The following is a 12268-nucleotide window of genomic DNA, read 5'->3' as shown; positions in this document are numbered from 1 at the left end:
ACCCGTTTCCACGGTGGCGCGGGCCTACCGTCGGGGCATGCCACGGTCTCCCTTCGCACCCTCCTTCTGGCGCAGTCCGCTGCGCGGCCCCTGGCTCACCTCGGTCCTCGGGGTCGTGCTCCTCGGCGGTATCACTGTGCTGTTCGTGACGGGGCTGCTGTCGTACGCCGCCTACAACCCGGACCTCTCGCCGGTGAACGACAAGACCCCGGACAAGGGCGTCCTCGGCTTCTACCTCTTCTCCTGGCCGACCGACCCGCACTGGCTGTACCGGCTGAACCAGGGCGTCCACGTCACCCTCGGCATCACCCTGATCCCCGTCCTGCTGGCCAAGCTGTGGTCGGTCGTTCCGAAGCTGTTCACGCTGCCGCCCGCGCGGTCGCTCGCGCACGCCCTGGAACGGATGTCGCTCCTGCTGCTGGTCGGCGGTGCCCTGTTCGAGTTCGTGACCGGCGTCCTCAACGTCCAGTTGGACTACGTCTTCCCGGGCTCCTTCTATCCCCTGCACTTCTACGGGGCATGGGTGTTCTTCAGCGCGTTCGTCGCCCATGCCGTCCTGAAGATGCCGCTCGCCCGGCGGAATCTGCGCGGACTCCGTGAGGAGAAGACCGAGTTGGTGTCGCCGAACCCCGCCCCGCCGACCGTGTCCCGGCGCGGTGCCCTCTGGTTCGTCGGGAGCGGCTCGCTGCTGCTGTTCGTCACCACGGCCGGGCAGAACTTCGACGGCGTGCTCCGCAGAACCGCCCTGCTCGCCCCGCACGGAGGCGCCGAACCCGGCTCCGGGCCGGGAGGGTTCCAGATCAACAAGACCGCCGCGTACGCGGGGATCGATCCGGGTGAGACGAGCGAGGAGGCCTGGCGGCTCGTCGTCGTGGGGCGTGCGGGGCGCACCGTCCGTCTCGGCCGCGCGGAACTCCTCCAACTTCCCTTGCACAGCTCGGCGTTGCCCATCGCCTGTGTGGAGGGCTGGTCCACCTCCGACCAGTGGTGGCGCGGGGTGCGGTTGCGGGACCTCGCGGCGCTCGTCGGGTACGACGATCCGCCGGACGTCTTCGTGGAGTCGCTGCAACGGCACGGTGCCTTCCGGCGGGCCGCCCTGCGCGCCAACCAGGTCGCCGATCCGCGGTCCCTGCTGGCCCTGTCCGTCAACGGCGAGGACCTGACCCCCGACCACGGCCACCCGGCCCGGATCATCGTGCCCGCAGCGCCCGGTGTGCTCAACACCAAGTGGGTGGCCAGGCTGACGTTCGGAGACCTGTGATGCGGATCCCTCTCGGCAACCCTCTCCAACTCCTCCTGCTCGTCTGCTCGTTCGCCCTCGCGGGGTACGCGGGGGTGCGGCTGCTCGCGGGGGACTGGTTCGGGGTCGCGCTGTGGTTCGTGGGGGCGGCCGTGGTGCACGACGTGGTGCTGCTGCCGCTGTACGCGGCGGCCGACCGGGCTCTCGTGAAGACGGCGGGGCGGCACGTGATGTACGTCCGGGTCCCCGCCGCCCTCTCCCTCCTGCTCCTGCTCGTGTGGTTCCCGCTGATCAGCGGGCAGGTCGCGGACCGCTACGCCTCCGCGACCGGCCTGTCCCCGGACGGCTTCCCGGCCCGCTGGCTGCTGGTGACGGCCGTGCTGTTCGGTGGTTCGGCGGTGGTCTTCGTCGTACGGCGGCGCAGGGACACGAAGGAACGACCGCCCGCCGTCCACTGATCCACGGGCGCCCAGTCGGTGCGGGCCGCGTGCCGCAGCAGGGCCGGGCTGCCGAGCCGGGCCCACGGGAACGGGTCGCCGGTGGCTCCCCGGGCATCGGCGACCCGCACCTGGACCCGCTCGTCGACGTCCGGGTCGGTGACCGTCTCCGCGATCAACAGGCCTCCAGGAGCGAGGAGTTGGGCCATCCGGTCGAGCAGGGCCTGGGGATCGCCACTGATGCCGACGTTGCCGTCGATCAGCAGCGCGGTGCCCCAGCGGCTCTCGCCCGGCACGGACTCGAAGACGGACCGCCTCAGGGCCTGCCCGCCGAGTGCGACGGTCCGTGCGACGGCCGCCTCGCTCACGTCGATGCCGAGCACCCGCCGGCCCCGGGCACCGAGCGCGGCGACGAGCCGCCCCGGACCACAGCCGACGTCCAGCACCGCGCCCTCGCAGCGCCGCAACACCTCCAGGTCCGCGGCATCCGCGGCCGCGCACCACCGCTCCAGCTCGAGCAGGAGCAGCCATCCGTCGGAGCGGCGCAGGAACAGGGGGCCCTGACCGGTGCGGAGGGCCTGCGCATAGGGGTCGGCGGACCAGGTGCCGTCGCGGGAGGGGGCGTGCGTGGCCTGCGGTCGCGGGTCGCCGGTGCCGGGTGGCCGGGCTCCGAGCCGGGTGCCGGCCGCGGCGGCCGTAACCGGCTTTCGCCCCTGCCCGGCGCCGTTCGTCGCCGGCCGTGGACTGTCGGCTTGGGTGCCGGTGCCGGTGCCGGTGCCGGTGCCGGGGCCGGGCGGTCGGGCTTCGGGCCGTGTGTGGGTCGCGGCGGCCGTGACCGGCTTTCGCCGCTGCTCGGTGCCGTCCGCTTGGGCTTGCGTGCCCGTGCCGTGGGCCCGAGTGTCGGGTGTGGCGGTCGGGTTCGGTTCTTGTGGTGCTCGGTCGGCGTCTCGCTGCCGGCCGATGCCGACCCGCCGTGGGCTGTCGGCCTCGCCGCGCGACTCGGGGGCGGCTCCGCTCTCGCCGTCCGCCCGCTGGGGCCCCGCCTCCGTGATCCGCGCCGCGACGTCGACCCCCGGCCCCCTCATCGCTCCGCCCCCGCAAGTCGTTCCAGCTCCGCCGCGAACCGTCCGCCTGGTGCCGCCTTCGCCACCAGCGCCGCGTCGTACGCCGTGTCCACGTCCCGCAGCGGCGGCAGCTGCCGTACCCGCAGGCCGCTCAGCCGGGCCCGCTGGGCGGCTCCGGTCCGGGGTGTCGACATCGGCACCCCGCGCAGCCGGGACGGATCCGGTTGCGCCAGACCCAGAGCCCAGAAGCCGCCGTCCTCGGCCGGCCCGAAGTAGGCCTCGCAGTCGGCGAAGTCCACGGTGAGCAGTTCCGGGGTCACCTGGGGCGTGTCCATGCCGATGAGGAGGGCCGGGCCGTCGCAGCCCGCGAAGGCCGCGGCCAGCCGTTCGTCGAGGCCGCCCGCGCACTGCCGTACGACATCGAAACCCGGCGGCAGCCAGGGGCCCGGCGCGCCCTCCAGGACCAGGACCCGGCGGCGGGCCGGGGTGCGGGCCACGACGTCGAGGGTGTCCGCGAGGGACGCCTCGGCCAGCGCGGCCGCCTCCGCGGGGGTGAACGGCGGGGTGAGCCGGGTCTTGACCCGCCCCGGCCGCGGCTCCTTGGCGATGACGAGCAGCGTGGTCACGCCCGCACCCCCGGCTCCGGCTCGGAGAGGACCTGGCTCATGTCCCGCACCGCTTGCCACGTGCCCCGCCAGGTGCCCGTCACCTTGGAGGCGCCGGTGCGCGGCCGGTACGGGACGTCGTGCTCGGCGATCCGCCAGCCCGCGTCGGCCGCCCGCACCACCATCTGCAGGGGGTAGCCGCTGCGCCGGTCCGTCAGGCCGAGGGCGAGCAGTGGCTCACGCCGGGCGGCGCGCAGCGGGCCCAGGTCGTGCAGGCGCAGACCGGTGCGGCGGCGCAGCAGCCGGGCGAGCGCGAGGTTGCCCGCCCGGGCGTGCGGCGGCCAGGCACCACGGGTCTGCGGACGGCGTCGGCCGAGCACGAGGTCCGCGTCTGCGGCCAGCACCTCGTCCACGAACGGCACCAGATCCGAAGGGTCGAGGGAGGCGTCGCAGTCGCAGAAGCACACGATGTCGGCCGTGGCCGCGGTCAGCCCCGCATGGCAGGCGGCGCCGAAACCGCGCCGCTCCTCGCGGACGACGGTCGCACCGAGGTCCTGGGCGATGCGGGCCGAGCCGTCCGTGGAGCCGTTGTCGACGACGAGCGCGCGCCAGCCGGGCGGGATGCGTTCCAGCACCCACGGCAGGGCCCGGGCCTCGTCGAGACAGGGCAGCACGACGTCCACGGACGCCGCCGGTTCGTTTGCGGAAGGGGTCGTCACGACGTTCACCCTACGAGCGCAAAACGGACGAACCCGGCTTCGGCCCCTTACGGAACAAGGACGTCGGCCGCCGTCGGCGCCACTTGCGCACGGGCGGTGCGAGGCTTGCGGCATGGAGCAGCAGCAGTACGCACCGACCCGGCCCCGGGTCCTCGTCGTCGACGACGACCCCACCGTCGCCGAAGTGGTCGCCGGCTACCTGGACCGGGCCGGATACCTCGTGGACCGGGCCGCCGACGGCCCCGACGCACTCGCCCGCGCCGCCGCCAACCGTCCGGACCTCGTGGTCCTCGACCTGATGCTGCCCGGCATGGACGGCCTGGAGGTGTGCCGCCGGATGCGGGGCCGCGGACCCGTCCCGGTCATCATGCTCACCGCGCGCGGCGACGAGGACGACCGGATCCTGGGCCTGGAGGTCGGTGCCGACGACTACGTCACCAAGCCGTTCAGCCCCCGCGAACTGGTCCTGCGCGTCGAGTCCGTGCTGCGCCGCTCCCGGCCCTCCCAGCCGTCCGGCCACCTGGGCGCCGCCGGACTCTCGATGGACCCGGCGGCCCGCCGCGCCCTCAAGGACGGCACTGAACTCGCCCTCACCATCCGGGAGTTCGACCTCCTCGCCTTCTTCCTGCGGCACCCCGGCCGGGTCTTCAGCCGCGAGGACCTGATGCGCGAGGTGTGGGGCTGGGACTTCGGCGACCTGTCGACCGTCACCGTCCATGTGCGCCGGCTCAGGGGCAAGGTCGAGGACGACCCGGCCAGGCCCCGCCTGATCCAGACCGTCTGGGGCGTCGGCTACCGCTTCGACGGCTCACCGGCGGAGGTGTGACCCGTGCGCGACATGCTCCTCATCGCTCTCTACGCCTTCCTCGGCGCCGTCACGGCCGGAGTCCTCGGCGCGTGCGTGCTGCTGCTGATCCGGCGGCGCTCGCTCTCCCTGCACCTCACCGTGGTAGCCGCCGTCGGCATCACCGCGATGCTGGCCGGTACCCTCGCGGTCGCCCAGGCCATGTTCCTGTCCGGGCACGACCTGAGCGTGGTCACGACCGTCGTCCTGATGGCCGCCGTGGTCTCCCTGGCCACCGCCCTGCTGCTCGGCCGCTGGGTCGCCGCCCGCAGCCGGGCCCTTGCGCTCGCCGCCCGCTCCTTCGGCGACGGCGGTGACTTCACCTCACCCGGCGGACCCACGACCGCCGAACTCACCGAACTCGGCCGGGAGTTGGAGGCCACCAGCGCCAAGCTCGCCGAGTCCCGGGAACGGGAACGTGCCCTGGAGTCCTCCCGGCGTGAACTCGTCGCCTGGATCTCCCACGACCTGCGCACCCCACTGGCCGGCCTGCGCGCGATGTCCGAGGCCCTGGAGGACGGTGTCGCCGCCGACCCCGCCCGCTACCTGAGGCAGATCCGCACCGAGGTCGAACGCCTCAACGGCATGGTCGGCGACCTCTTCGAACTCTCCCGCATCCACGCGGGCACGCTGGCCCTGACCCCGAGCCGGATCTCCCTGTACGACCTCGTCTCGGACGCCCTCGCGGGTGCCGACCCCCTGGCCCGCGAACACGGAGTACGGCTGGTCGGCGACCGGGTGGCGGCCGTGCCGGTCGAGGTGGACGGCAAGGAGATGAGCCGCGTGCTGGGCAACCTCCTCGTCAACGCCATCCGCCGCACGCCCGCCGACGGGACGGTCGCGGTGGCCGCCGAACACCGCGCCGAAGGGGTCGTCCTGTCCGTCACGGACGGCTGCGGCGGCATCCCCGAGGAGGACCTGCCCCGCGTCTTCGACACCGGCTGGCGCGGCACGCACGCCCGGACACCGCCCGCCGGGGCGGGACTTGGCCTTGCGATCGTCCGGGGCATCGTGGAGGCCCACGCGGGCTGGGCCACGGTACGCAATGTGCCGGGCGGCTGTCGCTTTGAGGTGGTGCTGCCGTCGGCCGCCTCTTGAAAAGGCCGCCTCTTGAAAAGAGGTGGTGCCGCCCGCGGCCGCTTTCCTTCGCGGGCGGCACCACCGGTCCACCGCGGGCTAGGCGCCCCGCATGCCCGCGCCCGCGAACTCCAGTATTCCCTCGGCGAATCCGACCTCCGCCTTCCACCCCAGCTCCGCCCGCAGCCGCGCCGAGTCCGCCGTGATGTGCCGTACGTCCCCGAGGCGGTACTCCCCGGTGACCACCGGCTCGGGCCCGCCGTGGGCCGCGGCCAGCGCGCGGGCCATCTCGCCCACCGTGTGCGGCTCGCCGCTTCCGGAGTTGTACGAGGTGAGCGCGCCGTCCCTCGAACTCGCCTCCAGCGCCGCCACGTTGGCCGCGGCCACGTCCCGTACGTGCACGAAGTCCCGGCGCTGGCCGCCGTCCTCGAAGACGCGCGGGGCCTCGCCGCGGGCGAGCGCGGAGCGGAAGAAGGAGGCGACACCGGCGTACGGGGTGTCGCGGGGCATGCCCGGTCCGTAGACGTTGTGGTAGCGCAGTGCCACCGCCGACCCGCCCGTGGCCCGTGCCCAGGACGCCGCCAGGTGCTCCTGGGTGAGCTTGGTCGTCGCGTACACGTTCCGGGGATCGACCGGGGCGTCCTCGCCGACCAGGCCGGGGGAGAGGTCCGCGCCGCACACCGGGCACGGCGGCTCGAAGCGCCCCGCGTCCAGGTCGGCGACGGCTCGCGGGCCCGGCCGTACGGTCCCGTGCCGGGCGCAGGTGTAGCGGCCCTCGCCGTACACGACCATCGACCCGGCCAGCACGAGCCGCCGTACCCCCGCCCCGGCCATCGCGGCGAGCAGCACCGCCGTGCCGAGGTCGTTGTGGGAGACGTACTCCGGGGCGTCGGCGAAGTCCACGCCCAGGCCGACCATCGCCGCCTGATGGCACACCGCGTCCACCCCGGTCAGGGAGCGGCGGACGGCGTCGGGGTCCCGTACGTCGGACGCCGGGTCGGCCCGCACGTCGTACAGGACGGGCTCGTGACCGTGTGCCAGGAGCGCTTCGACGATCTGGGACCCGATGAAACCGGCACCGCCGGTGACCAGTACGCGCATGCCCTCACGCTAGGGCCGTGAGCTGCCCGGACGGCCGGACCGCGCCCGTCACGTCACGGCTTCGTAAGACTCACGGCCGCGTGCGGCTCAGCGGGAGCGACACCGTGAACACCGTCGAGCCCGGCTCGGCGGCCAGCTCGATCGCGCCGCCGTGCGCCCGGACCAGGGACCTCGCCACCGCGAGGCCCAGGCCGCTGCCGCCCCGGTCCCGGCTGCGGGCCTTGTCGACGCGGTAGAAGCGGTCGAAGACCCGCTCCTGGTCGGCGGCCGGAATGCCGGGACCCGCGTCCGCGATCCGCACCTGCGCCCGGCCGTCCCGGACGCGGACCCCGACGGAGACCGACGTGCCCGGCGGAGTGTGCATGGCCGCGTTGGCGAGGAGGTTGTCGAGGACCTGGCGGACGCGCTGCGGATCGAGCCGCAGCTTCAAAGCCAGGGGACCCGGCGTCAGCGTCAGCGGATGGTCCGGGTGGCTCGCGCGGAAGGCGTCGGCCGCGTGCTCCACCAGCTCCACCAGGTCCGTCTCGACGGGCCTGAGCGGCGTCTCCACCTCCGCCGCGTCCAGGCGGGCGAGCAGCAGCAGGTCGTCCAGGAGGAAACCCATGCGGGCGGCCTCGGCGCGCAGCCGGGCCAGGTGCTTGTCGCGCTCCTCGGGGGCGTTCGCGGCGGCGTACTGGAAGAGGTCCGCGTAGCCCCGTACGGACATCAAAGGGGTGCGCAGCTCGTGCGAGGCGTCCGCGACGAACCGGCGCAGCCGCTGCTCGGCCTCCGCACGGACCGCGAGTGAGTCGTCGATGTGCTCCAGCATGGTGTTGAACGCCGTCCGCAGCTCCTCGACCTCCGGGCCGCCGCCCCGCTTGTCGGCACGCAACGGCAGCCGGGCCGCCGACTCGGTCAGGTCGTGCAGGGCGATACCGTGCGCGGTGTGCGCCATGTCGCTCAGCGGTTTCAGGCCCCGGCGCAGCAGTTTGCGGCCGACCACCACGAGAGCCAGCAGCGCCGACCCGAAGGCGACGACCTGGACCGTGATCAGCCGCCGTACCGTGGCGTCGATGTCGTCCATGGGAGCCGCGCTGACCAGGACCACACCGGGCTCGACCTCGCAGGCGCGCAGCCGGTACTCGCCCTGCCCCTTCAGGTGTTCGGTGGCCAGGACCTCGGTGTGCGCGACGGTCTGCGTCTTCGCGACGGCGGTGAACTCGTCGACGTCCTCCGGCAGGTCGGAGGGGTCCTCGGGCGTGCGCAGCCGCGGGGTGCCGTTCTTGATGTCGTACACCGCGTAGTACCAGGCCCAGTACTTCTTGCCCGTGAGCGTGCCGGACTCGGCGATGCTCTTCGACTGGGCGACCTGGGCGAGCGACAGCTGCTCGTTGAGCTGGGCCGACAGATAGTCCCGCATGTACGTGGTCAGCGCGGTGCCCACCACCGCGAACACCACCAGGGCCACCGCCCCGAGCCCCAGCGCGAGGCGGGTACCGAGCCGCATCCTCCGGTACGCCGAACGCAGGCGGCCGAAAAAGGATCTCATTCGGCCGCCTGCCGGATGACGTACCCGAAGCCCCGCACGGTGTGGATCAGGGGCTCGCCCGTGTCGTCCAGCTTGCGGCGCAGCCGGCTGACGACCAGCTCCACGACGTTGGAGCGGCCGCCGAAGCCGTACTCCCACACATGGTCGAGGATCTGCGCCTTGGTCAGCACGGTCGGCGACTTGCGCATCAGGTACCTGAGGACCTCGTACTCGGTCGGAGTGAGGGTGAGCAGCTTGTCGCCACGGCGCACCTCGCGGGTGTCCTCGTCCATCGTGAGATCCGCGACCGAGAGCACCGAGCGCTGGAAGCCGGGTCCGGAGCTGCGCCGCAGCACGGTCCGCAGCCGGGCCATCAGCTCCTCCACCGCGAACGGCTTGACCAGATAGTCGTCCCCGCCCCGGGTCAGCCCGGCCACCCGGTCGGCGACCGCGTCGCGCGCCGTGAGGAACACCACGGGCACCATCGTGCCCGAGCGCCGCAGCCGCTCCAGCACGCCGAAGCCGTCGATGTCGGGCAGCATGAGGTCGAGCACCACGATGTCGGGACGGAACTCCGCGGCCCGGCTCAGCGCCTCCTCACCGGAGTTCGCGGTGACGGCCTCCCAGCCCTCGTAGCGGGCGACCGTCGCCACGAGATCGGCGATCGGCGGGTCGTCGTCCACGACGAGGAGTCGTACTTTTTCCACCTGCTCATAGTGCTGCACAGCGGCCGGAAAGCCACGGCCGGGTGGGCGCCCCGGCCACATCGATAACCTCTTGAAAGTTGTACGACAGCGAATCGACAGCTCCCGCCGGACAAGCTCGGTAATCCAGAGGCCCCGATCAAGGAGCTACGACCCGTGACGACCGTCCAATCGCCCCCTGCGCCCCCCACGGCGATACAACGCCCCAGGGTGGTGGCCCGCACCGGGCTCTACGCCGTGCTGGCCGCCAACGCGGCCGTGGTCGCCTGGTTCTTCGCCCAGGCCGGCTTCGCCTCCAACGCGCTCATCGTGCTCGGCCGCCTCACCGGCCTGTACGCCGCGCTCATCATGGCCTTCCAGCTGGTCCTGGTGGCCCGGCTGCCCTGGCTCGACCGCCGCATCGGCATGGACCGGCTGACCTCCTGGCACCGCTGGACCGGCTTCGGCATCCTGTGGACGCTGCTCGCACACGTCGTCTTCATCAGCTTCGGCTACGCCGAGGGCACCGACGTGGGCCCGATCGGCGAGATCGTCGACCTCGCCGAGACCACCGAGGGCGTTCTGCGCGCGGTCGTGGCGTTCTGCCTGATCATCGCGGTCGGCGCGGTCTCCGCCCGGTACGCCCGGCGCCGTCTCGCCTACGAGACCTGGCACTTCATCCACCTGTACACGTACGTCGCCGTGGTGCTGGCCTTCACCCACCAGGTCGCCGTCGGCACCACCTTCACGTCCTCCTCCGTCGCCACCGGGTACTGGTACGGCGTCTGGGGCGTGGCCCTCGGCTCGGTCGTCCTGGGCCGCGCGGTGCTCCCGCTGTGGCGGAACTGGCGTCACCAGTTCCGGGTCACGGCCGTCGTGCCCGAGAACGACAGCGTCGTCTCGATCTACATCAGCGGCAAGGACCTCGACCAACTCCCCGCCCGCGCCGGACAGTTCTTCCTGTGGCGCTTCCTGACCGCCGACCGCTGGTGGCAGGCCAACCCCTTCTCCCTCTCCGCCGCCCCCGACGGCAGGACGCTGCGCCTGACCGCCAAGGCGGCCGGCGAGGGCAGCGCCGCCCTCAGGCACGTCAAGGTCGGCACCCGCGTCTTCGCCGAGGGCCCCTACGGCGCCTTCACCGCCCTGCACCGCACGCGGCCCGAGTCCGTGCTCATCGCCGGCGGCGTCGGCGTCACCCCGATCCGGGCGCTCCTGGAGGAGGTGCAGGGCCACGCCGTCGTCATCTACCGGGTCGGCTCCGACCGGGACGCCGTCCTCTACGACGAGCTGCGCGACCTCGCGACCGCCAAGGGCGCCGAACTCCACCTGGTCACCGGCCCGCCGGTGCCCGACAAGCTGGCGGCGGGCGAACTGGCCCGTCTCGTGCCCGACATCGCCGAGCGGGACGTCTTCCTGTGCGGACCGCCCCCGATGATGAACGCGGTCCTGGGCAGCCTGCGCGAGCTGGACGTGCCCAAGCCGCAGATCCACTTCGAGCGCTTCAGCCTGGCGGGATGAGGAACAGACCGTGAAACGAGCCATACCTGTCGTCGTCCTGAGCATCGCGGGCCTGGTCCCCGTGTGGCTCTACCAGCCGTCGGCCCAGTCCTCCACCGTCCAGGCGACCACTCCGGCGCCCTCGACGTCGTCCTCGTCGTCCTCGTCCTCCGGATCGTCCGGTACGAACGTGGTCACGACCACGACGGTCGACACGGAGAAGGGCCCTGTGCAGCTCCAGGTGACCTTCTCCGGTACGAAGATCACCGCGGTGAAGATGCTCCAGCAGCCGAACCACCCGCAGACGACGGCCGCCGTGCCGAAGCTGGTGGCGGAGACGCTGGAGGCGCAGAGTGCGGACATCGACACGGTGTCCGGCGCGACCATCACCAGCGAGGCCTACAAGGAGTCCCTCCAGGCCGCGATCGACGACAACGCGAAGGCGGCGTCGGCCTCGCCCTCGGCCGCTTCCGAGGCGTCTTCCCAGACCGTCGACGGTTCGGCCCTCAGCACGGAGAAGGGCCCCGTACAGGTCCAGGTGACCTTCTCCGGTACGAAGATCACCGCGGTGAAGATGCTCCAGCAGCCGAACCACCCGCAGACGACGGCCGCCGTGCCGAAGCTGGTGGCGGAGACGCTGGAGGCGCAGAGTGCGGACATCGACACGGTGTCCGGCGCGACCATCACCAGTGACGCCTACAAGGAGTCCCTCCAGGCCGCGATCGACGCGAGGGGCTGAGGTACCGATCATGCTGCACCGCGTCGAACACGTCATGGGGTTCCCGGTCTCGCTGCGGGTCGACGACGAGGACGTCCCCGAGTCGGCGGCGGACGCGGTCTTCGCCTGGCTGTGCGAGGCCGATGCCCGGTTCAGCCCGTTCAAGGAGGACAGCGAGGTGTCGCGGTACGACCGGGGCGAGCTGTCCGCGGACGGGCTGAGCGCGGACCTGCGCGAGATCCTCGACCTGTGCGAGCACTACCGAAAGGCCACCGGCGGCGCCTTCGACGTACGGCTGCCCGGTCGCCGGCTCGACCCCTGCGCGGTGGTCAAGGGCTGGTCGGTGCAGCGGGCGGCTCAGGTGCTGACAGCGGCCGGCGCGACGCGGTTCGTCCTCAACGCCGGCGGTGACGTGGTCGCCGCCGGCGGTCCCTGGCGGGTGGGCGTACGGCACCCCGAACACGCCGACAAACTGTGCACGGTCCTCTCGCTCGACGGCGGGGCGGTCGCGACGTCCGCGCGCTACGAGCGGGGCGACCACATCGTCGACGGCCGGACCGGACGTGCGGCGACGGGCCTCCTCAGCCTCACGGTCGTGGCCCCGACCCTCACGGAGGCCGACTCGGTCGCCACGGCGGCCTTCGCCATGGGCGCCGAGGGCGTCGACTGGGCCGCCTCCCTGCCGGGCTGCGAGGTCTTCGCGGTGGACGCGGAGCGCCGGGTACTGCGGACGCCGGACTTCCCGGCCGTCCCCTGACCGGACACGTCACGAGGGC

Annotated in this window: 12 protein-coding genes and 1 pseudogene; 7 read left to right on the top strand and 6 right to left on the bottom strand. The window is 72.8% G+C overall.

The window, feature by feature from the left end; all coding sequences use genetic code 11:
* The first annotated feature begins 37 nt into the window (after nucleotides 1–37).
* A complete protein-coding gene (locus tag AQJ46_RS21110) occupies nucleotides 38–1261 on the top strand; it encodes a molybdopterin-dependent oxidoreductase (RefSeq protein WP_059207306.1) in 1224 nt (407 codons plus the stop codon).
* A complete protein-coding gene (locus AQJ46_RS56550; protein ID WP_225887373.1) occupies nucleotides 1261–1698 on the top strand; it encodes a hypothetical protein in 438 nt (145 codons plus the stop codon). The genes AQJ46_RS21110 and AQJ46_RS56550 overlap by 1 nt, the downstream gene beginning before the upstream one ends.
* On the opposite strand, the pseudogene AQJ46_RS59065 reads toward AQJ46_RS56550, so the two are convergent.
* The 3 genes and pseudogenes from AQJ46_RS59065 to AQJ46_RS21095 form a co-directional block, all read right to left on the bottom strand.
* Nucleotides 1599–2381, bottom strand: a pseudogene (locus AQJ46_RS59065) (class I SAM-dependent methyltransferase); the annotation flags it as partial. The gene AQJ46_RS56550 and the pseudogene AQJ46_RS59065 sit on opposite strands and share 100 nt — an antisense overlap.
* Nucleotides 2382–2758: 377 nt before the next feature.
* Nucleotides 2759–3367, bottom strand: a complete 609-nt coding sequence (locus tag AQJ46_RS21100; protein ID WP_059207082.1) for a TIGR04282 family arsenosugar biosynthesis glycosyltransferase — start codon at nucleotides 3365–3367, stop codon at nucleotides 2759–2761.
* Nucleotides 3364–4074, bottom strand: coding sequence for a glycosyltransferase family 2 protein (locus tag AQJ46_RS21095; RefSeq protein ID WP_079072372.1), 711 nt, complete (start codon nucleotides 4072–4074; stop codon nucleotides 3364–3366). Before AQJ46_RS21095 ends, AQJ46_RS21100 begins: the two co-directional genes overlap by 4 nt.
* A gap of 103 nt (nucleotides 4075–4177) precedes the next feature.
* On the opposite strand from AQJ46_RS21095, the gene AQJ46_RS21090 reads away from it, so the two are divergent.
* Together AQJ46_RS21090 and AQJ46_RS21085 are read left to right on the top strand one after the other, a co-directional pair.
* Nucleotides 4178–4891 (top strand): response regulator transcription factor, encoded by a 714-nt coding sequence (locus AQJ46_RS21090; RefSeq protein WP_059207081.1) that lies wholly within the window; start codon nucleotides 4178–4180, stop codon nucleotides 4889–4891.
* Nucleotides 4892–4894: 3 nt separating this feature from the next.
* A complete protein-coding gene (locus AQJ46_RS21085; RefSeq protein ID WP_059207080.1) occupies nucleotides 4895–6007 on the top strand; it encodes a sensor histidine kinase in 1113 nt (370 codons plus the stop codon).
* A gap of 78 nt (nucleotides 6008–6085) precedes the next feature.
* Here AQJ46_RS21085 and AQJ46_RS21080 read toward each other — a convergent pair whose 3' ends face one another.
* The 3 genes from AQJ46_RS21080 to AQJ46_RS21070 all read right to left on the bottom strand — a co-directional run bounded on the left by AQJ46_RS21080 (nucleotide 6086) and on the right by AQJ46_RS21070 (nucleotide 9301).
* The gene (locus tag AQJ46_RS21080) at nucleotides 6086–7087 is read right to left on the bottom strand and encodes an NAD-dependent epimerase/dehydratase family protein (RefSeq protein ID WP_059207079.1); all 1002 of its coding nucleotides are present in this window, start codon (nucleotides 7085–7087) and stop codon (nucleotides 6086–6088) included.
* A gap of 70 nt (nucleotides 7088–7157) precedes the next feature.
* Complete coding sequence (locus AQJ46_RS21075) at nucleotides 7158–8615, bottom strand: sensor histidine kinase (protein WP_059207078.1); 1458 nt, start codon at nucleotides 8613–8615, stop codon at nucleotides 7158–7160.
* Nucleotides 8612–9301: a response regulator transcription factor gene (locus tag AQJ46_RS21070; protein WP_167368218.1), complete on the bottom strand. Its 690-nt coding sequence runs from the start codon at nucleotides 9299–9301 to the stop codon at nucleotides 8612–8614. Before AQJ46_RS21070 ends, AQJ46_RS21075 begins: the two co-directional genes overlap by 4 nt.
* Nucleotides 9302–9454: 153 nt before the next feature.
* Here AQJ46_RS21070 and AQJ46_RS21065 point away from each other — a divergent pair, with 153 nt between their 5' ends.
* The 3 genes from AQJ46_RS21065 to AQJ46_RS21055 are packed head-to-tail and all read left to right on the top strand — an operon-like array spanning nucleotide 9455 to nucleotide 12249.
* Nucleotides 9455–10795, top strand: coding sequence for a ferredoxin reductase family protein (locus tag AQJ46_RS21065; protein WP_079072371.1), 1341 nt, complete (start codon nucleotides 9455–9457; stop codon nucleotides 10793–10795).
* 10 nt (nucleotides 10796–10805) lie between these two features.
* Nucleotides 10806–11513 (top strand): FMN-binding protein, encoded by a 708-nt coding sequence (locus AQJ46_RS21060; protein WP_059207076.1) that lies wholly within the window; start codon nucleotides 10806–10808, stop codon nucleotides 11511–11513.
* 10 nt (nucleotides 11514–11523) lie between these two features.
* On the top strand, nucleotides 11524–12249 hold the full coding sequence (locus AQJ46_RS21055; RefSeq protein ID WP_059207075.1) for an FAD:protein FMN transferase: 726 nt from the start codon (nucleotides 11524–11526) through the stop codon (nucleotides 12247–12249).
* The last annotated feature ends 19 nt before the right edge of the window (nucleotides 12250–12268 follow it).

It is taken from the genome of Streptomyces canus (assembly GCF_001514145.1).
GTDB classification, from domain to species: domain Bacteria; phylum Actinomycetota; class Actinomycetes; order Streptomycetales; family Streptomycetaceae; genus Streptomyces; species Streptomyces canus.
Note: the sequence above shows the minus strand (reverse complement) of the source record. Positions and strands in the feature narration are given on the sequence as shown.